Raw genomic sequence first — 21,413 nt, 5'->3', positions numbered from 1 at the left:
AGGAGCCGTTAAGACATGCCTAATTTCTTTATCGATCGCCCCATATTTGCGTGGGTGATCGCCATTATCATCATGCTGGCCGGGGGACTTGCGATCCTGAAGCTGCCTGTTGCGCAATATCCAACGATTGCGCCGCCGGCAGTGACGATCTCCGCAACCTACCCGGGCGCTGATGCCAAAACGGTGCAGGACACCGTTACGCAGGTTATCGAACAGAACATGAACGGTATCGATAACCTGATGTACATGTCCTCAAACAGTGACTCAACCGGTACAGTTCAGATTACCCTGACCTTTGAATCAGGTACGGATGCGGACATTGCGCAGGTTCAGGTGCAGAACAAATTGCAGCTGGCGATGCCCCTGTTGCCGCAGGAAGTGCAACAACAGGGTGTGAGCGTCGAGAAATCGTCCAGTAGCTTCCTGATGGTTGTCGGCGTGATTAACACCGATGGCACCATGACGCAGGAAGATATTTCCGACTACGTGGGCGCCAACATGAAGGACGCCATCAGCCGTACGTCTGGTGTGGGTGACGTTCAGCTGTTCGGTTCACAGTACGCGATGCGTATCTGGATGGATCCGAATAAGCTGAACAACTTCCAGCTGACCCCGGTTGACGTGATCAGCGCAATTAAAGCGCAAAACGCCCAGGTTGCAGCCGGTCAGTTAGGCGGCACGCCGCCGGTGAAAGGCCAGCAGCTTAACGCGTCTATCATCGCGCAAACGCGTCTGACCTCGGCGGATGAGTTCAGTAAAATTCTGCTGAAGGTGAATCAGGACGGTTCGCAGGTTCGCCTGCGTGACGTGGCGAAAGTGGAGCTGGGTGGCGAGAACTACGACGTTATTGCGAAGTTCAACGGTAAACCGGCTTCCGGTTTAGGTATCAAACTGGCGACTGGGGCGAACGCCCTGGACACCGCGACGGCTATCCGTGCAGAACTGAAGAAGATGGAACCTTTCTTCCCGTCAGGTCTGAAAATTGTTTACCCGTATGACACCACGCCGTTCGTTAAAATTTCGATTCACGAAGTGGTTAAAACCCTGGTTGAGGCGATCATTCTCGTCTTCCTGGTAATGTACCTGTTCCTGCAAAACTTCCGCGCAACGCTGATCCCAACCATCGCCGTGCCGGTTGTACTGCTCGGCACCTTCGCGGTTCTGGCGATATTTGGCTATTCGATAAACACCCTGACGATGTTCGGGATGGTGCTCGCCATCGGCCTGCTGGTGGATGACGCCATCGTAGTGGTCGAAAACGTTGAGCGTGTGATGGCGGAAGAAGGCCTGCCGCCGAAGGAAGCAACCCGTAAATCAATGGGCCAGATCCAGGGCGCGCTGGTCGGTATCGCGATGGTTCTGTCTGCGGTATTTATCCCGATGGCCTTCTTCGGGGGTTCAACCGGTGCGATTTACCGTCAGTTCTCTATTACCATCGTTTCCGCGATGGCGCTGTCGGTGCTGGTAGCCCTGATCCTGACGCCAGCCCTGTGTGCGACCATGCTGAAGCCGATTAAGAAAGGTGGCCACGGCGAGCACAAAGGGTTCTTCGGCTGGTTTAACCGCATGTTTGATAAGAGTACGCATCACTACACCGACAGCGTGGGGAACATCCTGCGCAGCACCGGTCGTTATCTGCTGCTCTATATCATCATCGTGGTGGGCATGGCTTTCCTGTTTGTTCGTCTGCCAAGCTCGTTCCTGCCAGATGAAGACCAGGGCGTGTTCCTGAGCATGGCTCAGCTTCCGGCGGGTGCGACGCAAGAACGTACGCAAAAAGTGCTGGATGAGATGACCGACTACTTCCTGACCAAAGAGAAAGACAACGTCGAATCCGTGTTTGCGGTTAACGGCTTTGGCTTCGCGGGTCGTGGTCAGAACACCGGTATTGCCTTCGTTTCTCTGAAAGACTGGTCCGAACGTCCGGGTGATGAGAACAAAGTTGAAGCCATTACCAACCGGGCCATGGGTACCTTCTCACAGATTAAAGATGCGATGGTCTTCGCCTTTAACCTGCCAGCGATTGTTGAACTGGGTACGGCGACCGGCTTCGACTTCCAGCTGATTGACCAGGGCGGTCTGGGCCACGAAAAACTGACTCAGGCGCGTAACCAGCTATTTGGCGAGGTGGCTAAACACCCTGACCTGCTGGTGGGCGTGCGTCCTAACGGTCTGGAAGATACGCCGCAGTACAAGATCGATATCGACCAGGAAAAAGCACAGGCGCTGGGTGTGTCCATCAGTGACATCAATACCACGCTGGGTGCAGCCTGGGGTGGCAGCTACGTCAACGACTTCATCGACCGTGGTCGCGTGAAGAAAGTGTACGTCATGTCCGAAGCGCAATACCGTATGCTGCCGAACGATATCAACAACTGGTACGTTCGCGGCAGCGATGGCCAGATGGTGCCGTTCTCCGCCTTCTCAACTTCGCGCTGGGAATACGGTTCGCCGCGTCTGGAGCGTTATAACGGCTTGCCTTCGATGGAGATCCTCGGTCAGGCGGCGCCGGGCCGAAGCACCGGTGAAGCCATGAACCTGATGGAAGAGTTGGCCAGCAAACTGCCTGCGGGTATTGGCTACGACTGGACCGGTATGTCCTATCAGGAACGTCTGTCCGGTAACCAGGCCCCTGCCCTGTACGCTATTTCACTGATTGTGGTGTTCCTGTGTCTGGCGGCATTGTATGAGAGCTGGTCGATTCCGTTCTCTGTTATGCTCGTGGTTCCGCTGGGGGTTATCGGTGCGCTGCTTGCCGCAACCTTCCGTGGGCTGACTAACGACGTTTACTTCCAGGTGGGCCTGCTGACAACCATTGGCTTGTCGGCGAAGAACGCGATACTTATCGTCGAATTTGCCAAAGATCTGATGGAGAAAGAAGGTAAAGGCCTGATTGAAGCAACGCTTGAAGCCGTTCGTATGCGTCTGCGTCCAATCCTGATGACGTCCCTGGCGTTTATCCTCGGCGTTATGCCGCTGGTTATCAGCTCAGGCGCAGGCTCCGGCGCACAGAACGCGGTAGGTACCGGTGTAATGGGTGGTATGGTCACTGCGACCGTTCTCGCCATCTTCTTTGTACCGGTGTTCTTCGTGGTGGTACGTCGCCGCTTTAGCCGCAAAAATGAAGATGTGGAGCACAATCATTCGGTAGAACATCACTGATACCGGTTTCACATGATAAAAAGGCCGCATTTGCGGCCTTTTTCATTTTCAGAAAAATTCATAAAATAGTCTTATTGTCGTTTTATTTATTTTCACCCGCCCTGATAAGACTTATCATAATAATCCGATAAGCTAATCGTAGAATTCAGCATTCTTTTAATATCAATTCATCGCCTAAAATATTCGGACAAATCCTAAATCATCGTAAATGCCGAAGACATCTGAATCCGGACTTCAAATGAAACATTGCGCTAACTCAATGAATCTTAAGGAACGGGTTAAAAAAAGGGTTTCTCTCGATAAAAGTGTTCGCGTCTGAGGTCACATTTGCGTAAGCGCTCGCAAGGAAACGTTTTAATTGTAATTTTTCGTAATAGCGCGGTGAAATCCTGATCAGAGTGGCTTATAGTTAGTGTTATCAGGAACACAGCTCCCGTGTGGCTAAGCAAGTTGTATCCATCCCGACATGATGTTCGGTGAGTAAAAAATCACTCAGAAGGGGATGCGCTATGGACGAGTACTCGCCAAAAAGGCATGATATCGCGCAGTTGAAATTTCTCTGCGAATCCTTGTACCATGACTGCCTTGCCAATCTTGAAGAAAGTAACCATGGCTGGGTGAACGATCCTACGTCTGCTATCAATTTACAGCTTAATGAGCTGATCGAGCATATCGCAACCTTCGCACTTAATTATAAAATTAAGTACAATGAAGATAATAAGTTGATAGAGCAAATTGATGAATACCTGGACGACACCTTTATGTTGTTCAGCAGCTACGGCATTAACGCACAGGATTTGCAGAAATGGCGTAAATCAGGAAACCGTCTATTTCGCTGCTTCACGAATGTCAGCAGAGCTAATCCGGTTAGTCTTTCCTGTTAAAATTATTACAAATACTAAGGTGAATTTTATGTCTGATAAACCATTAACTAAAGTCGATTATTTGATGCGCCTGCGACGCTGTCAGTCAATTGACACGCTCGAGCGTGTTATTGAGAAAAATAAATACGAGCTGTCTGATAATGAACTGGCGGTATTTTATTCAGCTGCCGACCATCGTCTTGCTGAACTGACCATGAATAAACTCTATGACAAGATCCCCTCTTCGGTATGGAAATTTGTTCGTTAGTCGTTGAAGAGAGACTTTAAGGCACTACGCCCGTTGTTAAGCTGAATTTACCTTTCGTATTACGCTTCAAGTGCAAACGCCAGGTCCCCGTATAAAACGTATTTATACGCAAGAATGTTGTGACTCCCGTCACAGCCACTTTTAGGGAACGTTCCCTTTCTGGCTAATCCTCTTTACGCTACGTAAAACGATTCCAGAGAGGTTCCCATGAGTGAAGAAAAACAGAAGATGATTGCCGGTGAATATTATCGCCCCGGCGATGACACGCTGAGGGCTGACCGTTTACGCGCTCGTCATATTGTTCACCGCTATAACCATACCGCACCCGATGAGAAGGCCGAACGTCGCGCCTTATTAGCTGACCTGCTGGGTCAAAGCGAAGGCGCTTATATTGAGCCGAGCTTCCGCTGCGACTACGGCTATAACATCTATCTGGGCAACAATTTTTACGCCAACTTCGACTGCGTCATGCTGGACGTCTGCCCTATCCGCATTGGCGATAACTGTATGCTCGCACCGGGGGTGCACATTTATACAGCCACGCATCCTCTGGACGCGACCGAACGTAACAGCGGGCTGGAGTACGGTAAATCGGTCACCATAGGCCATAACGTCTGGATCGGCGGACGCGCGGTGATTAATCCGGGCGTGACCATTGGCGATAATGCGGTTATCGCTTCCGGCGCGGTAGTGACCAAAGACGTGCCGGCCAATGCGGTAGTGGGCGGGAATCCGGCGAAAATCATTAAAATGATCTAAGCGCATCCTGAGTAACTGTTATGCTTTTTCCTGGCATAACTGTTACTTTCATCGCATAAACCCCTCTCATAAAATAGGCAGATCACCTGTATTTTTAACAATCATAAAGGCAAAAAATGACAGAGATACAGCGCCTGCTTACCGCCACCATCGACGAGCTCAATACCCGCGAAAAGCGCGACAATCGTCCGCGCTTTAGCATCAGCTTTATTCGCAAACATCCCGGATTGTTCGTCGCCATGTACGCCGCCTGGCTGGCAACGCTTATCGTCATGCTGAAGTCTGAAACGCTGGTCGATTCCGTCTGGCTGCTGGTTGTGCTGTTCGTGGTGTTTAACGCGTTTTTCTTTTTCGACGTCAATCCGCGTTACCGGTATGAAGATATCGACGTACTCGATTTCCGCGTCTGCTACAACGGGGAGTGGTACAACACGCGTTACGTGCCGAAGGAGCTGATCGACAGCATCCTGCACTCGCCGGCTGTCGAAGCCGGGCAAAAAGAGAAGTTGCAGAAAATGGTCATCACCAAGGGCCAGCTCTCTTTTTATGATGTCTTTACCCTTTCCCGCCCCGCTGCTGTGTAATGAGCGCCTGAAGACGTCGAATACCCGGCGCAAACTGCGAAGCAGAGGTATTGCCGTAACCTAAAACCAGACCGGTTTGCCCCTGCGTCGTCTCAAGGTAGTACCCGCTCAGTGCAGCGGGTGCCAGCTGAAACGCTCTTGCCTGCTCCACCAGCCGCTGGTCGTCGATACCGTCAATCGCCAGCGCCAGGTGCATCCCTCCTTCTCCGGCAAGAACACGGTGCGGCGTATGAAGCTCTGCACTTAGCACCTCCCGCAGCTGGCGGTATCGCTTACGATAAAGTCGGCGCATGGCGGCAAGATGTCGCGCATAGTGGCCTTCCTCAATAAATAGCGCCAGGGTGCGCTGTTCAGCGCGATGCCCGCCGCGCAGCAGCGAGCCGATGGCCGGACGCGCTGCCTTCGCCAGCGCTGGCGGTAATACCATGAACCCCATTCTGAGCGACGGAAACAGCGTTTTGCTGAACGTCCCCAGATACACAACGGGCGCATTGTTGACCATTCCCAGCATCGCCGGTACGGGCTCACCGGCATAACGGAATTCGCTGTCGTAATCGTCCTCAATGATCCACGCGCTGTGCTGCCGGGCCAGTTCCAGCAGCGCCAGACGCCGCCGCGCGCTGAGCACGCTTCCGTAAGGGAACTGATGCGATGGCGAGGTAAAAATCAGCGTGGGTGAAGGCGCACACAACCCTTTCCAGCACATCCCCTCGTCATCAACCGGTATGCCGCTCATCGCCAGGCCGGTTTTGACGAAAGCGCTTTTAGCACCGCTATAGCCGGGATTTTCAACCCAGGCGACATCCCCCGGCTCGCTTAACAGCATCGTGCACAGATTGACGCCCTCCAGTGCCCCTTCGGTTATCACAATCTGGCTGGCATCGCAGTCAATGCCGCGGGAGAGCGCAAGATGGCGGGCAATGGCGGCCCGTAGCGTCGGCTCGCCGGCCGGGTCGCCATACCCTAACAGGGCGCTCCCCTCCTCGCGCAGGACGCGATCGTATAACCGCCGCCACAGCGGCAAGGGGAAATAGTTGATGGCAGGCGTTCCTGGCGTAAATGCCATCACCGGAGTGTCGCGCGGCACAGGCGCGGGCAGCAGGGCAACACGTTTTGTCAGCCTGACGTCCGGGTCCGGTAATGTCCGGGCAATCGTACGATGAGCGAATTGCCCCACCCGCGTACCCTGGCGGCTACGCAGCAAATAACCTTCGAGCGTGAGCTGGTCCAGCGCCGCATTAACGGTGTTTCGTGACACCGAGATCTGCTGCGCCAGCGTTCGCGAGCCGGGCAAATGACTGCCGGACCGAAGCCTTCCGCACAGTATGGCCTCCCGCAAAGCAAGGTAGAGCGCGCGCTGGAGCGTTTCTTCCCCACGTTTTTTCAGCGCAGCATGGAGCAGGGTGTATAGCTCATCACCCGGTATATTCATCTTTACCTCCTCGTGGTACCAGAAAAACATAGCCTGGTGGTTCTTTTTAAGGAACCAGTAATTCACTAATCTGGAGATCTTTTCAACATCGTGGAAATAAAGATGAGTGTATTCAATGAGTTTGGACAACCTGTAGGGGAAAGCCTTACCGACTGGCAGCCTCGCCCGCACCCGTCCCGGATGGTCCTTCAGGGTCGCTATTGTCGGCTTGAGCCGCTGCGCGTGGAGCATGCCCACGCGTTGTTCTCTGCGTATTCCCTGGCCGGAGATACCCGAAGCTGGACGTGGCTGCTGCGTGAACCCGATGCCACCGCAGAGGAGTTTGCCGAATGGGTGGCGAGCGTGAGCAAATTATCCGATCCCATCCACTTTAGCGTTATCGATAACCAGACCCAATCTCCTGTCGGGACGCTGTCCCTTATGCGGATCGATCCTAAAAACGGCGTTGTAGAAGTGGGACATGTTCACTTCTCGTCAATGTTAAGCCGCACGCCCATGTCGACAGAAGCGCAGTATCTGCTGATGCGGTACGTGTTCGATACCCTGGGCTACCGACGTTATGAATGGAAGTGCAACAGCCTGAACGAACCCTCCCGCAAAGCGGCCCTGCGTCTTGGCTTTCAGTTTGAAGGGCGTTTTCGCCAGGCGCTGGTCATTAAAGGCCGAAACCGGGACACCGACTGGTTTTCAATTCTCGACAAAGAGTGGTCAGCGCTGGCGAGCGCGTTTGAAAGCTGGCTTGCCACCGACAATTTTACCGTCGATGGCAAACAGAAAAGATCCCTGGAAAGCTGGCGAGAAATGCGCGTCTAGCGTCTTTTTTTACGCCCCTGCACCGCCTTAAAGCGCGGGTTAGATTTGCAAATCACGTATAAGCGTCCCTTGCGTTTGACTATCTGGCAATCCGGGTGACGCTGTTTTGCACTGCGCAATGAGTTAAGCACCTGCATGATTAGCCTCGCTTCGCATCAAGAAAGCCACCAAAACGCTTGCGGAAGCGTGCCGCGCTGCCATCCGTCGAGAAGGTCTTCTGCTTCCCGGTATAAAACGGATGTGATTTAGAGGAGACATCAAGAGTAACGTAGGGATACGTTTTCCCCTCAAGCTCAATTTCACGGTCTGTCTTAATCGTTGAGCCAACTTTAAAATATTCATTAGCCGTGGTGTCGTGAAACACAACGGTGCGATAGGTTGGATGGATATTCGGTTTCATCTCTGGCCTTCATGTATTGTTATAACATAACAAAATACTATCTGAGCTTTGCTGCAAAAACAACCCCTGTGACGCACAGCCTGTTTTTGAAAGGTTTTCAAATACTGCCAGAGACTGTTACATGCTATAACTATATCATTTAGCGATAAAAAATTTTTCCTCTGACGCGCAAACTCCATGCCCTGGTCGGGCATATGGAAAGGATACAGCAGCATGCGAACCCGACATCTGGTCAGCCTGGTGACAGGCGTACTGATCTTCTCTGTGCTGGTCCCTGTGTGCCTCAGTATCTGGCTGGCGCATCGTCAGGCAGAGGCGAAATTTGTGGATGCACTGGACAGATATGCCTCGCGCGCCCTGATCCGTACCGACAGAGTCGTTGCGCAGGCAAAACAGGCGCTCACGCACCTACAGTTGTTCAACGCCCCGCCCTGCACTCCTCCGCACTTACGCGAAATGCGTCGTGTCGCGTTCTCATGGCGCTATATTCAGGAAGTGATGTATATCGATAACCTGAAGCCGCTCTGCTCCTCTCTGGAACAATCCAGTAACACGGCGATCTTACCGCCCCCGATGCGGATCACCGCAGACGGATATAGCGCGTGGCTCACCTCGCAAAACGACCTCGGCATTCACCGTTATATGGCCGTTCTGGGGAAAGGACATTATCTGGTAATGGTCGATCCGGAGTCGCTTGTGGATGTTGTCCCGTTCGGTGACATTTCGATGGATGCCGCCCTGGTGGGAAGCGAAACCCATCGGATATTTGCCAGAAGCAATATTCTCGACCCGTATATTCTTTCTGTCGTTAAGGAGCAGCAGGACGTTAAGCGCGTGCAATACAACGGCTCGATGTACGTGTTGAAACCGGTGCCAGAACTGGGGCTTACGGTTATTGCCTGGGCATCGTTAAAACCGCTCGCGGCATCCTGGCATCAGCAGCTGATCATCTGGCTACCGGCAGGCATACTGATAAGCCTGGTTGCAGCCCTTATTGTGCTTCGCATCCTCCGCCGTTTGCTTTCCCCGCGTAACCGGCTGATCGACGCGATCAACAACCGGGAGATCGAGGTTCACTATCAGCCCATTGTGGCGCTATGCAGTGGAAAACTGGTGGGTGCAGAAGCGCTGATGCGCTGGCCGCAGCCAGATGGCAGTGACCTGTCGCCTAATCTCTTTGTTCCCCTGGCGGAGCAGACGGGGCTTATTTCAACGCTGACACAGCTGGTGGTGAATAAGGTGTTTGAGGATTTAGGTGCCTGGCTGCATCATCACCCGGAACTGCACATTTCTGTCAACCTTTCGCCAGCCGATTTAACGTCCCCCGAGCTGCCTCGCCTGCTGAGTCAATTGCTCAACAAATGGGGCGTCCACCCGCGCCAGATCGCCCTTGAATTGACCGAGCGCGGCTTTGCCGATCCTGCCGTCAGCGCCCCTGCCATCGCTGCGTTTCGGCGCTCCGGGCATGCCATCTATATTGATGATTTTGGTACGGGTTACTCCAGCCTGAGCTATTTGCAGGATCTTGATGTCGATACCCTGAAGATTGATAAATCCTTTGTGGACGCGCTGGAGTATAAGAACGTGACTCCCCACATCATCGAAATGGCCAAATCGCTTAAGCTGGCGATGGTCGCAGAAGGCATTGAAACTGAAGGGCAGCTCGAATGGTTGCATCGCCACGGCGTGCAGTACGGACAGGGCTGGTATTTCAGCAAGGCGTTGCCTAAAGAAGATTTCATTCGCTGGGCCGAGCACAACCTCAGGAAATAAACCCATTACGCGGTGTTACGTGCGGCCACGACAGTGACCGCACGTTTCGGCTCAGCCGTTCTGCTGCCAGCTAAACGTGTAGCGCAGCCGACGGTTTTGCAGAATGAAGGCGGGGGCTACGCTCGGGCTCCATGAGTCGTCCCCCCCCACGCCCATGTGGAAGGCATCAAGATTCAACCAGCAGCCAGCCTCTTCCCGCAGCAAGTGCTGATGCGTTGTCGTATGCAGTTGCTGCTGGCTGTAACGGCTCAGGGAGAAATGGAACTGTCCCTGGAAGTGATGTGAGCCAAACGTCAGCTCACGGGTGTCGCAGCGTAAACCGTTCTCCGTCGGGAAGATATACGGCGTCTGCATGGCGTCCAGCGGTAACGCCCAGCGCCCCTGCTGCGCCGCCAGTTTTCTGTCCGGATAATTCTCCAGCGGGCCCAGCCCCAGCCAGCGCACCGTTTGCGGGATATCCGCCAGCATAACGCTCAGGCCCACGCGAGCGGGCTCAGGAATGTCAGACGCCACCGTCACCTGCACATCACCGTGCAGTAACCCGTGGTCATCAATCCGCCAGACCTTGTAGCTGATAAACAGCGCTTTACCCTGATGCTCCCAGACGTGCTGCGTGGTCACCACCACCTCACGGGCATGCTGTTCCGCTTCACACTGGATAAGGCGCGAGGATATCTCATACATCCCTGCCGCTTTCCAGCGTTCCACCCACGCGTTCGGATCGATGCGGGTCGCCTCGCTGATGCCAATGTCATTATCCAGCGGCGCGCGGGTAAAGTTATCCGTTAGCGGGGAACGGAGCGTTTCAGCGCCCGCGTTCCACCACTGGGTCAGGTTGCCGGTGAGACGGCTAAACTGCCAGCGCTGCTGCTGATGAGTGATGTCCAGTACCTCTTCCTGCACCGTTAACTGTGGTGGGGTTCCGTCTGCTTTCGGTGGCGTAAGGTACAGCGGAGCCGGGAGCGGCCACTGATCCCAGGCACAACGGTGGCCGGACGGCGACCACGGCGTGGCCTGCGGCTGAACGATCTCCACGTTGAGCCAGACCTCGCCCGGTTCAGCGCCGAATTCAGTCTGCGGGATCTCAACGCGCTGTGTCCCCTGGGGCGCAACAGAAAGGGTTATTTCGCCGGAAGCCAACACCGCACCGTCACGCGCCACCGACCATCGCAGATGCTCGTTGTCAGTATGACGGAACAGATAATCGCTCTGGATCTCGACGACCAGCGGAACGGTGCTCACCAGCGTAAAGGTAAAGAACTGCTGGGCACGCTGCGCCTCGTAAAGGGCGGGATGCGGAGTGCGATCGGGAAACACCAGCCCGTTGAGGCAGAACTGACGGTCGTTGGGCTTATCGCCAAAATCGCCGCCGTAGGCCCAGAATGCCGTGCCGTCTTCCGCTTTTTTCGTCAGCGCCTGATCGACCCAGTCCCAGACAAAGCCGCCCTGCAACCGGGGATGGCTGCGGAATGCCTGCCAGTAGCTGGCAAAGCCGCCAAAGCTGTTGCCCATCGCGTGGGCATACTCGCAGAGGATCAGCGGACGGGTTTCGTCCGGCATGCCGATCCACTTTTTAATCGACCACTTTGGCACCGCCGGGAACGGCTGATCCTGATCGACGCGGGCATACATCGGGCAGACAATATCGGTAGCGGCTGTACTGGCGCCGCCGCCTTCGTACTGCACCGGCCGCGTGGGATCGCTGGTTTTCAGCCAGCGGTACAGCGCATCGTGGTTCGCCCCATGCCCGGACTCATTCCCCAGGGACCAGATGATGATGGACGGATGATTCCGGTCCCGCTGCACCATACGCGTTACACGTTCGCTCATGGCAGGCAGCCAGCGCGGATCGTCCGCCAGGCGGCTCATCGGCACCATGCCATGGGTTTCAATATTCGCCTCATCGACCACGTACAGGCCGTAGCGATCGCAAAGCGTGTACCACAGAGGGTGATTCGGATAATGCGAGCAGCGCACGGCATTGAAGTTATGCTGCTTCATCAGTTCGATGTCGCGGCGCATGGTCGCCTCATCCATCACCTGCCCCTTCTCAGGATGATGTTCATGACGGTTCACGCCGCGGATCAGCAGCGGTTTGCCGTTAAGCTTCAGCAGGCCGTTGCTGATTTCGACGCGTCTGAAACCGACATCGCAAGCTTCAGTCTCCAGCATGTTGCCCTGCACATCCCGAAGCGACATGGTCAAACGATAGCGTTCCGGTGTTTCAGCGCTCCACAGCGCGGGATTGTTCACGGGTATCGCCACCGTGAGCCGCTCCGCCCAACTGCCGCGTTCGTCCACGATGGCCGATCCGGGCTGTTGCGTGATTTGCGCGCAGGCTTCGCCGTTACGCCACAGGGTAAACGCCACCTCGCATTCGGCATAGCGTAAGCCTTCCAGCGCAACGTCAACCCGGAGCAGCGCCCGATCGCATTCGGCATTCAGATCGGTCACGATCTGATAATCGGCAATCTGCGTTTCCGGCTTGTGCAGCAGCGAGACGTCACGGAAAATGCCGCTCATCCGCCACATGTCCTGATCTTCCAGGTAGCTTCCGTCGCACCAGCGTAACACCATCACCGCCAGGCGGTTCTGCCCCGGTCGCAGCACCGCGCTGAGGTCGAACTCCGCAGGCAGACGGCTGTCCTGGGAATAGCCTATCCACTGGCCGTTACACCACAGATGAAAAGCTGAATTCACCCCATCAAAGATAATGCGGGTTTGCCCGCTGAGCAGCCAGGCATCATCCATCTCAAATGTGAGCGAGTAACAACCGGTTGGGTTTTCAGCCGGAACATAGGGCGGGTTCACATTTATTGGATAGGTGACGTTGGTGTAGATGGGGGTATCGAATCCCTCCATCTGCCAGTTCGACGGCACGGGCATCTCAACGGCATCAGACAGATCGTCCGTTACCCATGCCTCGGGCACCTGCTCTGGTGCCGGGAAAAAGCTGAATCGCCAGATGCCGTTAAGCAGACGCTTGCTCAGCGAAGGCTTATCCTCCCGGGCGAGGGTTTCATCGCGCCAGCTATGAAAAGGCGCGTGTGCGGCCAGACGATTCCACTGCGTCACGCCCGGGTTTTCCCAGTCACGACGAGCCAGAATTGCGCTGAGGGTCAGCGGCAATGTGGAAGACATATCAACCTCTTTACGAAGCGCTCACAATTTTAGTCAACATGCCCTGGTAAACGGTGGCGGTAAAGACTTTGATCGTCACCAGGCGAGCACGATCACAAAAGTGCTAGCTGCGCGCCAGTTTCTCCGCCAGCAGCGCCAGCGTTCTTAGCTGTTGCGCCAGCTCTTCACGATCGGCCTGTTGTACGGCGCGCGGCGCGGTGGAATGACGAACGATCAACGTAACAGGAAGTTGTTGTTGCCAGGGTTCGGCGTGACGGGCAGTTGCCAGGAGCCACTCCACGCTGCGTTCACCGGCCTCGCGGAACGCCTGCCGAACGGTGGTCAGCGGAGGGGAAAACCACGCGCTGTCAGCCGTATCATCAAACCCAACAACCGAGATCTGCCCCGGTACCGCAACGCCTTTTTCCGCACAGGCGCGTAAAACGCCAAGCGCCATCTGATCGTTCGCCACAAGGATCGCCTCCGGCAGCTGCGCGCCCGCCAGGAGCTGATGCCCTTTCTCGTAGCCTGAAGCCGCGCTCCAGTCGCCCTGCGCCACCGCATACGCCTCCACGCCAGCCTGAGCCAGCGTAGTTTTCCATCCCGCCAGGCGAGCCCGGGCAGAGACAGAACTTTCCGGCCCGGCGAGCAGCGCAATTCGCCGGTGCCCCAGCGAAAGCAGATGCTCCGCCCCCAGGCCAGCGCCCTGTTCAGCATTGAAAACGAGGCTGTTAACCCGAGCTGTGGGGGAAACATCAAGAAAAAGAACCGGGGTCGGCGAGGCCATTTCCTGAAGCATTTCTGCCTGAGCATCTTCCAGCGGAACGTTCACCAGCAGCGCCTCCACGCGCTGCGCCAGTAACTCCTGCAAAGCAGCCTGACACTGCGCGGGCTGCTCCACCATAGAGATGAGCACGCCAGCCCCCTGCTCCACTGCCCGGGATTTTACAGCTGAGGCGATTTGCGACGGCGCATGCAGCGCCAGATCGCTGGTCATCAGCCCCAGCGTGCGGGTGCGTTTTCCGGCCAGCTGCTGCGCGCCACGGTTAGGTACATAGTGTAGCGCCGCCATGGCCTGTCGGACCTTTTCCCGCGTACGGGCAGAAACGTGTTCCGCGTCGTTAATCACCCGGGAAACGGTCTGATAAGAAACGCCCGCTACGCGGGCAACGTCATAAAGAGTGATCGCTTTCATAGATTCTGGCGTCGTAAAAGGTAGTCACTATTCTGACACAGTTACGCCATTATAGCCTGTGAGCGCTTCGCAAAATTAAGCAATCCGCTCCGGCTGCGCGGCTTTCTGCATGCGCGGTCTCTGGCGAAACCACGGCAAACAAAGCTGGATCAGCGGGCCGATGGTTAACGCATACAGCACGGTTCCGACGCCAAACGCTCCCCCGAGGAGATAGCCGACGATCAACACGGTCACCTCGATTGCGGTACGCACGCTGCGGATCGACCAGCCCAGCCGGGCGTGTATGCCGGTCATCAGACCGTCGCGCGGGCCTGCGCCAAAACCCGCGCCGATATACATTCCGGTGGCAAGGGCGTTAACCACAATGCCGGAAACCAGCAGGGTGATGCGCACGGGCAGCGAGGTGAGTTCCGGGATCAATGCCATTGACGCATCTGCCGCCAGGCCAATACAAATCACGTTACTGACCGTACCCAGCCCCGGAAGCTGACGCAGCGGGATCCATAGCAGCAGCACCGCAGCCCCGGTTAAAATCATCACCGTGCCGATGCTCATTCCGGCCTGGATGGCGACGCCAAGGTGAAAAACATTCCAGGGATCAACACCCAGATCCGAACGAATAAACATCGCGGTTGAAAGTCCGTAAAGGGCTAAACCGACATAAAGTTGTACCAGACGACGCACCATTTTCTCTTCTCCGAAGAACCAGCTTCCATCTTCGCTGAAAATGGCACTATGATTAATGTCCAGTTTTCAAATAGTGGACTGCACATGTCATCACGTCGTTTTGGAAGCCAGTCTCTGGTTCGCCTGTTAGGGCACTGGCAACAAACCTCTTCCCGCACCCCGCGGTGGCGCCAGCTGGCTGACGCGTTACGCCTGTTAATTCTGGATGGCAGGCTGGCGCTAAACACGCGCCTGCCCGGAGAGCGGGAACTGGCCGCCGCACTGGACGTCAGCCGCACCACCATCAGCAGCGCGCTGGCGCATCTGCGTGAAGAGGGTTTTCTGGAGAGCCGTCACGGCAGCGGTTCCCGGGCGATCCTGCCAGACAGCCGGGCCGTGCCCACACTTTCCACTGCCAGCGCGGCGCTGGATCTCTCAACCGCCGCGCTCAACGCAGGGCCAGAGATCCATCAGGCCTACACCCACGCGCTGACGACCATTACGCCGAATCTGGCGCTGACCGGGTACGATCAGCTTGGGCTTCCAGCGCTGCGTGAAGCTATCGCCGCCCGCTACACCGCACGCGGTCTGCCCACCCGGGCAGACGAAGTGATGGTGGTGAACGGTGCCGTCAGCGGCTTCGCCCTGATCTTAAGAATGATGACCGGGCCCGGGGATCGCGTGGTGGTGGATCATCCCACCTACCCGCTGGCGATAGCCGCGATTCAGGGGGCGCAATGCCGGCCCGTTGGCGTCTCGCTGCCAGAAACGGGCTGGGATACCGATGGTTTTGCCGCAACGCTTGCCCAGACAGCCCCGCGTCTGGCCTATCTAATGCCGGATTTTCATAATCCGACCGGGCGCTGCATGGATGCCGCGACGCGTCAGACCATAACCGACATCGCCGCGCAAACCCGCACCACGCTGGTGGTGGATGAAACCATGGTCGATCTCTGGTTCGATGCTCCCCCGCCGCCGCCGCTGGCCGCCTTTAACCCGGAGGCCGCGGTGATTACGCTGGGTTCCGCAGGCAAAAGCTTCTGGGGTGGGCTTCGTCTCGGCTGGATCCGCGCCTCGTCCCGCACTATCGCCACGCTCGCACAGACGCGCGACACGCTGGATCTGGGCTCTCCGGTGCTGGAACAGCTGGCCACGCTGTGGCTTATCGAAAACAGTGAAACCTTCCTGCCTGCCCGGCGGGAAATGCTGGCAGAACGGCGTGACCGCTGCGGCCAGATGTTACGGGAGCATTTCCCCGAATGGCGGTTTCAGGAAGCGGAGGGAGGACTTTCATACTGGATTGAACTACCCGGCATGCTGGCGACTCAACTGGCGGCACGTGCGGAAACGACAGGCATCATTATGGGCACCGGCACGCGCTTTGGGCTTTCAGGCGCGTTTGACCGCTACCTGCGTATGCCCTTCTCACTCAATTCGCCAGAACTTGAAGAGGCATTACTGCGTATCAAACCGCTGTGGCTTGCCTTAAATAAAAGTACACCGCCAGTAAAACGGAACCTGGTGTAAATTATTCGCCAGAAACAATAAAAACAGCTGACTGTAACGCATGCAGTCAGCTGTTTTCATGAAGAACAACTTAATGTTGAGGAGGAATCGGGAAGCCTTTCAGCGAAATAATGAAATTTTCACCTTCTTTCTTTATTTTTGCACCGGTATCACACCAGTCAGACGCAATTCGAAAGAACTCATCACTTCCTACATTCCAGCCAAGACGAACATGTTTCACATAGCCCGAACGTAACAGATTGCAGGCCTCGTTGTAATCGCTGGCAGTCGATAGTTGTTGTTTCATTTTCTCTTCTTCAGAAGTTTACGTAGTGCTTTGATTTCTTTAGGAGTAAATGGATTTACGCTCTCTTCTTCCGTATGCTGATTATCAACATCCTCTTCCGATACTCCCGCCTCTTCTACTGCTTCAAATGCCAGCAGCAGCAGTTTCTCTGTGGTCACGCTTAAATTCTCATTATTGTCTTCCGCATAGTGGCGGAGTCTTTCTTTTAGCGCTTCATCAATTTTAACGTTTAAAACCGCAGTTACCATGATTGTCACATCCTTTCGGAACACGTGTTTAATTTAATACACGAAGATAAGTTTGTTATCCAGATATATATTTTTTGCTTATGATAACAAAAAGACGCCCGATAATAAAATGACAGTCTATTATTACAGGTTTATGACATTATTATTTCAGTTCAATGAAGGATATATTGCACGAACAAAATAGGCACATAATTGAGAAGGTTTATATAGGGGGGAAACTTCAGAGAAGAACACAAATGGGTGGGGGCCCTGCCAGCTACATCCCGGCACCCACGTCGTCTGCCCTGGCTGCTTCCTTCCGGACCTGACCTGGTGAACAGAGTAGCGTTGCGGGAGAACCAACAGAGCCCCCATTGAGAGCGTTGATAACCAACGCGCTGGCGCATTATCCCTGTGGAGCACCTCAATTGCAAGCCGCTGGCAACTGGATGCTGGATTATTGCGCAAACTGACCCGACAATCTTCTTTATCTTCGTATAACATTACCCTTTGCTGATTTCCCGCTGGAGAAACAATGGACGAACACGACTCTTTCCCACAGCGAGTGTGGCAAATCGTGGCCTCGATTCCGGAAGGCTGTGTCACGACCTATGGGGAAGTCGCCCGACTGGCGGGCTCTCCGCGCGCAGCGCGTCAGGTTGGCGGCGTGCTAAGAAGGCTTCCGGAGGGAAGTACGTTACCATGGCACCGGGTCGTTAATCGCCGTGGTGCCATTTCCCTCACCGGGCCAGACTTGCAGCGCCAGCGTCAGGCATTACTCTCAGAAGGGGTACAGGTGTCCGGGACGGGACAGATAGATATGCAGAAGTATCGCTGGGAATACTGACGCCCTCTCCCATCAAGATGAAGAGGGCGAAAGAAAGTTACAACTGTGTTGGCGGTGTAGGCAAGGTCGGCTGATTGGTCTGCGTTGCCACAGGCACTTCAGTCTGCTGCACTGGGACCAGGGTCAGGTCGATTTTGGTGCCCCCTTTGTTGACCGCTTCCTGCACGGTATCGGTGATAAAGACCAGCTTATCGTTGATCGTTACCGCCGCGCTCAGGAGGATACGCGCGTTAGGCTGAACGTCAGACGGGTTGTACGGCAGCACGAAGCTGAACGGCGCCTGTTTACCCTCTGTACGAACTGCACGCTGTGCAAGGACTTTAGACGGTGCATCCGCCAGAGACGCATCGGATAACGTGACCGTTAAAACCGCGTCCGGCGGCAGAGCGACTTTCTGTTTGATCCAGATGGTACCGGACACGTTAGGCTGTCGAATAGCTTGCTGTGAAAGGGTGTTAATCCCGTTTGGGGTCGCCGTTGGTACCGCTACATCGGCACTCTTATCCGCACAGGCGGACAACGCCACCGCCATTGCAACACCGCTTAACATAGGCACGAGTTTCATTGAAGTCTCCTTATCATCAATGCACCGGCGGGATCGATCCCATCCGATGTCGTTTTATTCACATAACGTAAACAAGTGTGGCACAAATCACGGATTTATGCCTAATTTTGCCCAGGTATTAAGATAATTCTACCCATCGGACCACTATCGTTTCTGCGTTATACTCAGCATATCTTTCGCCACGGCGTTTATTGAGGACCACTATGAGTCAGGCACTGAACAATCTGCTGACATTGCTGAACCTGGAAAAAATAGAAGAAGGGCTTTTTCGCGGACAGAGCGAAGATTTAGGCTTACGCCAGGTTTTTGGGGGCCAGGTCGTGGGGCAAGCGCTATATGCCGCTAAGGAGACAGTTCCGGCAGACCGTCTGGTGCACTCATTCCACAGCTACTTTTTACGCCCCGGTGACAGCGCTAAACCGATTGTGTACGACGTGGAAGTTCTGCGTGACGGCCAAAGCTTCAGCGCTCGCCGTGTGGCGGCCATCCAGCATGGGAAACCCATCTTCTACATGACCGCCTCCTTCCAGGCGCCAGAGCCGGGCTATGAGCATCAAAAACAGATGCCGTCCGCCCCATCGCCGGACGATCTGAAATCGGAAACCGAAATTGCCCGCGCACTCGCACATCTGCTGCCGCCGCAGGTAAAAGAGAAGTTTCTGTGCGATAAACCGCTGGAGATCCGCCCGGTCGAATTTCATAACCCAATGAAGGGGCATACTGCTGAGCCCACCCGCCAGGTGTGGATCCGCGCCAACGGCAGCGTACCGGCAGACTTGCGCGTGCATCAGTATCTGCTGGGTTATGCGTCGGATTTCAACTTCCTGCCGGTTGCGCTACAGCCGCACGGCGTGGGATTCCTGGAAAAAGGGATGCAGGTCGCCACGATTGACCATTCCATGTGGTTCCATCGTCCTTTCGATATGAACGAGTGGCTGCTTTACAGCGTAGAAAGTACCTCTGCGTCCAGCGCACGCGGTTTTGTTCGCGGGGAGTTTTACACCCAGGATGGTGTGCTGGTGGCTTCTACCGTGCAGGAAGGTGTGATGCGTAATCGCGGGTGAGGTAAAAAGCCCGGTCGCTACGCTTACCGGGCCTGCAAATTTCACTTTTTCAGGCCGGGTAAGGCGAAGCCACCACCCGGCAAGGCACTCAAATTATGCGTTGTACGCATTCTCGCCGTGGCTGTTGACGTCCAGACCTTCGCGCTCCTGCTCTTCCGGTACGCGCAGCCCCACGGTCATATCGGCCAGCTTGTAGCCGATAAAGGCCACAACGCCCGACCAGACAACCGTAATCGCGATACTTTCAAGCTGGACCAGCACCTGATGCATCATGGTCACGCCTTCAGCATAACCCACGCCGCCCAAAGATTGTGCAGCAAAGATACCGGTCATGATACAGCCGATAATGCCGCACACACCGTGTACGCCGAATACATCACACGGATCGTCAACGCGCAGAATACGTTTCAGTGCGGTAACGCCCCACAGCCCCGCCAGACCCGCGACGATACCGATCAGCAATGCGCCGCCCACGCCCACGTAACCGCATGCTGGCGTAATACCTACCAGACCGGCAATCGCCCCAGAACAGGCACCCAGCAGGGATGGCTTGCCGCGAACGGCCCACTCGCCAAATACCCATGAGAGGATGGCCCCGGCAGTTGCCACCACGGTATTCACGAAGGCCAGCGCGGCGATTTCGTTAGCGGCGCTGGCTGAACCTGCGTTGAAGCCGAACCAGCCAAAGTAGAGGATGGCGGTGCCGGTAAAGACCATCGGCAGGTTGTGCGGCTTAAATGCTTCTTTCCCAAAGCCCACGCGCTTGCCAATCAGGTATGCGCCTACCAGGCCGGCTACGGCGGCGTTGATGTGAACAACGGTGCCGCCCGCAAAGTCCAGAGCGCCATGGGAAGCCAACAGACCACCGCCCCAGACCATATGCGCAATCGGGACATAGGAGAGCGTCAGCCAGACCACCACGAAAATCAGTACCGCAGAGAAGCGGATACGCTCAGCCAGCGCGCCCACAATCAGCCCCACGGTGATGCACGCGAATGAGCCCTGGAACGCGACATGAATATACTGATAGAAGCTGCCCATTACCGCGGTCAGTTCGATATTTTTCAGCATCGCCCAGTTAACGTTGCCGAAGAAGGCGTTGCCCTCCCCGAAGGCCAGCGAGTAACCGTAAACCACCCACAGCACGCACACCAGCGCGAACGTGACGGCAACCTGCGTCAGCATGGAGAGTACGTTCTTGCCGCGGATCAGGCCGCCGTAAAACAGCGCGATCCCCGGAATCGTCATGAACAGCACCAGCGCGGTGCAAATCATCATAAAGGCATTATCGGCTTTGTCTGCCACAGCAGGTGCAGCCATTGCCAGGCCCGGCAGCAGTGCCAGCGAACCCAGACCTGTTTTCATTGTTGCTTTCATCATTTTCTCGATCCCTATCACTGTGTGCCAGGAGTTACTTACAACGCCGCTTCGTCAGATTCGCCGGTACGGATGCGAATGACGCGCTGTAGTTCGGCAACGAAAATTTTGCCGTCGCCAATTTTTCCGGTGTAGGCCGCTTTGCTGACGACATCAATCACCTCATCAAGCTGATCGTCGGCAATCGCCACATCAATCTTCACTTTTGGCAGGAAGTTAACGCTGTATTCCGCCCCGCGATAAAGCTCGGCATGACCTTTCTGACGCCCAAAGCCTTTCACTTCGGTGACAGTCAGTCCCTGAATACCCATGGAAGACAGCGCTTCACGCACGTCTTCGAGTTTGAATGGTTTGATTACCACCGTAACCAGCTTCATATATCCCCTCCAGTCAGAATTCGGTAATGGCCGCAGCTAACACGAGAGGTATATTGCAAAGGGTGTGCCAGAAGTGAAATGTGAGGAGGAAAGCGCCGCGGCGCGCCT

General features: G+C 55.3%; 21 protein-coding genes and 1 other RNA gene. 10 read left to right on the top strand and 12 right to left on the bottom strand.

Annotation, left to right across the window (positions count from 1 at the left end; genetic code table 11):
* The first annotated feature begins 15 nt into the window (after positions 1-15).
* From acrB to ACQG03_RS05605, 5 genes are all read left to right on the top strand, one after another.
* Positions 16-3,162: a multidrug efflux RND transporter permease subunit AcrB gene (gene acrB / locus ACQG03_RS05625; protein ID WP_023299464.1), complete on the top strand. Its 3,147-nt coding sequence runs from the start codon at positions 16-18 to the stop codon at positions 3,160-3,162.
* Positions 3,163-3,671: 509 nt separating this feature from the next.
* The gene (tomB, locus tag ACQG03_RS05620) at positions 3,672-4,046 is read left to right on the top strand and encodes an Hha toxicity modulator TomB (protein WP_006809850.1); all 375 of its coding nucleotides are present in this window, start codon (positions 3,672-3,674) and stop codon (positions 4,044-4,046) included.
* A gap of 28 nt (positions 4,047-4,074) precedes the next feature.
* A complete protein-coding gene (locus ACQG03_RS05615) occupies positions 4,075-4,293 on the top strand; it encodes an HHA domain-containing protein (RefSeq protein ID WP_015571250.1) in 219 nt (72 codons plus the stop codon).
* 207 nt (positions 4,294-4,500) lie between these two features.
* Entirely contained in the window at positions 4,501-5,052 is a 552-nt protein-coding gene (gene maa, locus ACQG03_RS05610; RefSeq protein WP_022647270.1) for a maltose O-acetyltransferase, read from the top strand.
* 116 nt (positions 5,053-5,168) lie between these two features.
* Positions 5,169-5,636: a YlaC family protein gene (locus ACQG03_RS05605; RefSeq protein WP_022647269.1), complete on the top strand. Its 468-nt coding sequence runs from the start codon at positions 5,169-5,171 to the stop codon at positions 5,634-5,636.
* Here ACQG03_RS05605 and ACQG03_RS05600 read toward each other — a convergent pair.
* Entirely contained in the window at positions 5,608-7,068 is a 1,461-nt protein-coding gene (locus ACQG03_RS05600; protein ID WP_063163457.1) for a PLP-dependent aminotransferase family protein, read from the bottom strand. The two genes, ACQG03_RS05605 and ACQG03_RS05600, sit on opposite strands and share 29 nt — an antisense overlap.
* Before the next feature lie 102 nt (positions 7,069-7,170).
* On the opposite strand from ACQG03_RS05600, the gene ACQG03_RS05595 reads away from it, so the two are divergent.
* On the top strand, positions 7,171-7,881 hold the full coding sequence (locus ACQG03_RS05595) for a GNAT family N-acetyltransferase (protein WP_063163458.1): 711 nt from the start codon (positions 7,171-7,173) through the stop codon (positions 7,879-7,881).
* Here ACQG03_RS05595 and ykgO read toward each other — a convergent pair.
* Complete coding sequence (gene ykgO / locus ACQG03_RS05590) at positions 7,878-8,018, bottom strand: type B 50S ribosomal protein L36 (RefSeq protein WP_003859006.1); 141 nt, start codon at positions 8,016-8,018, stop codon at positions 7,878-7,880. The two genes, ACQG03_RS05595 and ykgO, sit on opposite strands and share 4 nt — an antisense overlap.
* 2 nt (positions 8,019-8,020) lie before the next feature.
* Positions 8,021-8,281 (bottom strand): type B 50S ribosomal protein L31, encoded by a 261-nt coding sequence (locus ACQG03_RS05585; protein ID WP_015571255.1) that lies wholly within the window; start codon positions 8,279-8,281, stop codon positions 8,021-8,023.
* Positions 8,282-8,494: 213 nt separating this feature from the next.
* Between ACQG03_RS05585 and ACQG03_RS05580 the strand changes: the two genes are divergently transcribed.
* Entirely contained in the window at positions 8,495-10,054 is a 1,560-nt protein-coding gene (locus ACQG03_RS05580) for an EAL domain-containing protein (protein WP_058676947.1), read from the top strand.
* A 51-nt stretch (positions 10,055-10,105) separates the two neighbouring features.
* Here the strand turns inward: ACQG03_RS05580 and ACQG03_RS05575 are convergent, their stop codons facing one another.
* From ACQG03_RS05575 to ACQG03_RS05565, 3 genes are all read right to left on the bottom strand, one after another.
* Positions 10,106-13,195, bottom strand: a complete 3,090-nt coding sequence (locus ACQG03_RS05575) for a beta-galactosidase (RefSeq protein ID WP_063163459.1) — start codon at positions 13,193-13,195, stop codon at positions 10,106-10,108.
* A 103-nt stretch (positions 13,196-13,298) separates the two neighbouring features.
* A complete protein-coding gene (locus ACQG03_RS05570) occupies positions 13,299-14,369 on the bottom strand; it encodes a LacI family DNA-binding transcriptional regulator (RefSeq protein ID WP_063163460.1) in 1,071 nt (356 codons plus the stop codon).
* A gap of 75 nt (positions 14,370-14,444) precedes the next feature.
* Positions 14,445-15,056, bottom strand: coding sequence for a YczE/YyaS/YitT family protein (locus ACQG03_RS05565; protein ID WP_022647263.1), 612 nt, complete (start codon positions 15,054-15,056; stop codon positions 14,445-14,447).
* 84 nt (positions 15,057-15,140) lie between these two features.
* On the opposite strand from ACQG03_RS05565, the gene ACQG03_RS05560 reads away from it, so the two are divergent.
* Complete coding sequence (locus tag ACQG03_RS05560) at positions 15,141-16,562, top strand: PLP-dependent aminotransferase family protein (protein ID WP_063163461.1); 1,422 nt, start codon at positions 15,141-15,143, stop codon at positions 16,560-16,562.
* Between the two features lie 70 nt (positions 16,563-16,632).
* Here the strand turns inward: ACQG03_RS05560 and ACQG03_RS05555 are convergent, their stop codons facing one another.
* The 3 genes from ACQG03_RS05555 to ffs all read right to left on the bottom strand — a co-directional run bounded on the left by ACQG03_RS05555 (position 16,633) and on the right by ffs (position 17,440).
* The gene (locus tag ACQG03_RS05555; RefSeq protein ID WP_006809861.1) at positions 16,633-16,848 is read right to left on the bottom strand and encodes a hypothetical protein; all 216 of its coding nucleotides are present in this window, start codon (positions 16,846-16,848) and stop codon (positions 16,633-16,635) included.
* Entirely contained in the window at positions 16,845-17,096 is a 252-nt protein-coding gene (locus ACQG03_RS05550; RefSeq protein WP_022647261.1) for a hypothetical protein, read from the bottom strand. The genes ACQG03_RS05555 and ACQG03_RS05550 overlap by 4 nt, the downstream gene beginning before the upstream one ends.
* A gap of 247 nt (positions 17,097-17,343) precedes the next feature.
* Positions 17,344-17,440, bottom strand: an RNA gene (gene ffs, locus ACQG03_RS05545) — signal recognition particle sRNA small type.
* 170 nt (positions 17,441-17,610) lie between these two features.
* Between ffs and ACQG03_RS05540 the strand changes: the two genes are divergently transcribed.
* Positions 17,611-17,922 (top strand): MGMT family protein, encoded by a 312-nt coding sequence (locus ACQG03_RS05540; RefSeq protein WP_063163462.1) that lies wholly within the window; start codon positions 17,611-17,613, stop codon positions 17,920-17,922.
* Between the two features lie 37 nt (positions 17,923-17,959).
* On the opposite strand, the gene ACQG03_RS05535 is transcribed toward ACQG03_RS05540, so the two are convergent.
* The gene (locus ACQG03_RS05535; RefSeq protein ID WP_022647259.1) at positions 17,960-18,487 is read right to left on the bottom strand and encodes a YbaY family lipoprotein; all 528 of its coding nucleotides are present in this window, start codon (positions 18,485-18,487) and stop codon (positions 17,960-17,962) included.
* A 203-nt stretch (positions 18,488-18,690) separates the two neighbouring features.
* On the opposite strand from ACQG03_RS05535, the gene tesB reads away from it, so the two are divergent.
* Positions 18,691-19,551 (top strand): acyl-CoA thioesterase II, encoded by an 861-nt coding sequence (tesB, locus tag ACQG03_RS05530; RefSeq protein ID WP_022647258.1) that lies wholly within the window; start codon positions 18,691-18,693, stop codon positions 19,549-19,551.
* A 93-nt stretch (positions 19,552-19,644) separates the two neighbouring features.
* Here the strand turns inward: tesB and amtB are convergent, their stop codons facing one another.
* A complete protein-coding gene (amtB, locus tag ACQG03_RS05525) occupies positions 19,645-20,931 on the bottom strand; it encodes an ammonium transporter AmtB (RefSeq protein WP_022647257.1) in 1,287 nt (428 codons plus the stop codon).
* A gap of 35 nt (positions 20,932-20,966) precedes the next feature.
* Positions 20,967-21,305, bottom strand: a complete 339-nt coding sequence (gene glnK, locus ACQG03_RS05520) for a P-II family nitrogen regulator (protein WP_006809867.1) — start codon at positions 21,303-21,305, stop codon at positions 20,967-20,969.
* Positions 21,306-21,413: the final 108 nt, after the last annotated feature.

It is taken from the genome of Enterobacter cloacae complex sp. 342H5 (genome assembly GCF_050030905.1).
GTDB classification, from domain to species: Bacteria; Pseudomonadota; Gammaproteobacteria; order Enterobacterales; family Enterobacteriaceae; genus Enterobacter; species Enterobacter intestinihominis.
The sequence above is the reverse complement of the archived record's forward strand: the minus strand, read 5'-3'. Positions and strand labels throughout refer to the sequence as shown.

Coding starts and splice junctions, on each gene's coding strand:
- tesB (WP_022647258.1), top strand. CDS start 18,691: ATGAGTCAGGCACTGAACAATCTGCTGACATTGCTGAACCTGGAAAAA.
- ACQG03_RS05555 (WP_006809861.1), bottom strand. CDS start 16,848: ATGAAACAACAACTATCGACTGCCAGCGATTACAACGAGGCCTGCAAT.
- ACQG03_RS05560 (WP_063163461.1), top strand. CDS start 15,141: ATGTCATCACGTCGTTTTGGAAGCCAGTCTCTGGTTCGCCTGTTAGGG.
- ACQG03_RS05570 (WP_063163460.1), bottom strand. CDS start 14,369: ATGAAAGCGATCACTCTTTATGACGTTGCCCGCGTAGCGGGCGTTTCT.
- glnK (WP_006809867.1), bottom strand. CDS start 21,305: ATGAAGCTGGTTACGGTGGTAATCAAACCATTCAAACTCGAAGACGTG.
- ACQG03_RS05580 (WP_058676947.1), top strand. CDS start 8,495: ATGCGAACCCGACATCTGGTCAGCCTGGTGACAGGCGTACTGATCTTC.
- ACQG03_RS05615 (WP_015571250.1), top strand. CDS start 4,075: ATGTCTGATAAACCATTAACTAAAGTCGATTATTTGATGCGCCTGCGA.
- ACQG03_RS05535 (WP_022647259.1), bottom strand. CDS start 18,487: ATGAAACTCGTGCCTATGTTAAGCGGTGTTGCAATGGCGGTGGCGTTG.
- ACQG03_RS05600 (WP_063163457.1), bottom strand. CDS start 7,068: ATGAATATACCGGGTGATGAGCTATACACCCTGCTCCATGCTGCGCTG.
- ACQG03_RS05550 (WP_022647261.1), bottom strand. CDS start 17,096: ATGGTAACTGCGGTTTTAAACGTTAAAATTGATGAAGCGCTAAAAGAA.
- ACQG03_RS05585 (WP_015571255.1), bottom strand. CDS start 8,281: ATGAAACCGAATATCCATCCAACCTATCGCACCGTTGTGTTTCACGAC.
- tomB (WP_006809850.1), top strand. CDS start 3,672: ATGGACGAGTACTCGCCAAAAAGGCATGATATCGCGCAGTTGAAATTT.
- ACQG03_RS05605 (WP_022647269.1), top strand. CDS start 5,169: ATGACAGAGATACAGCGCCTGCTTACCGCCACCATCGACGAGCTCAAT.
- amtB (WP_022647257.1), bottom strand. CDS start 20,931: ATGATGAAAGCAACAATGAAAACAGGTCTGGGTTCGCTGGCACTGCTG.
- ACQG03_RS05595 (WP_063163458.1), top strand. CDS start 7,171: ATGAGTGTATTCAATGAGTTTGGACAACCTGTAGGGGAAAGCCTTACC.
- ACQG03_RS05575 (WP_063163459.1), bottom strand. CDS start 13,195: ATGTCTTCCACATTGCCGCTGACCCTCAGCGCAATTCTGGCTCGTCGT.
- maa (WP_022647270.1), top strand. CDS start 4,501: ATGAGTGAAGAAAAACAGAAGATGATTGCCGGTGAATATTATCGCCCC.
- acrB (WP_023299464.1), top strand. CDS start 16: ATGCCTAATTTCTTTATCGATCGCCCCATATTTGCGTGGGTGATCGCC.
- ACQG03_RS05565 (WP_022647263.1), bottom strand. CDS start 15,056: ATGGTGCGTCGTCTGGTACAACTTTATGTCGGTTTAGCCCTTTACGGA.
- ACQG03_RS05540 (WP_063163462.1), top strand. CDS start 17,611: ATGGACGAACACGACTCTTTCCCACAGCGAGTGTGGCAAATCGTGGCC.
- ykgO (WP_003859006.1), bottom strand. CDS start 8,018: ATGCAGGTGCTTAACTCATTGCGCAGTGCAAAACAGCGTCACCCGGAT.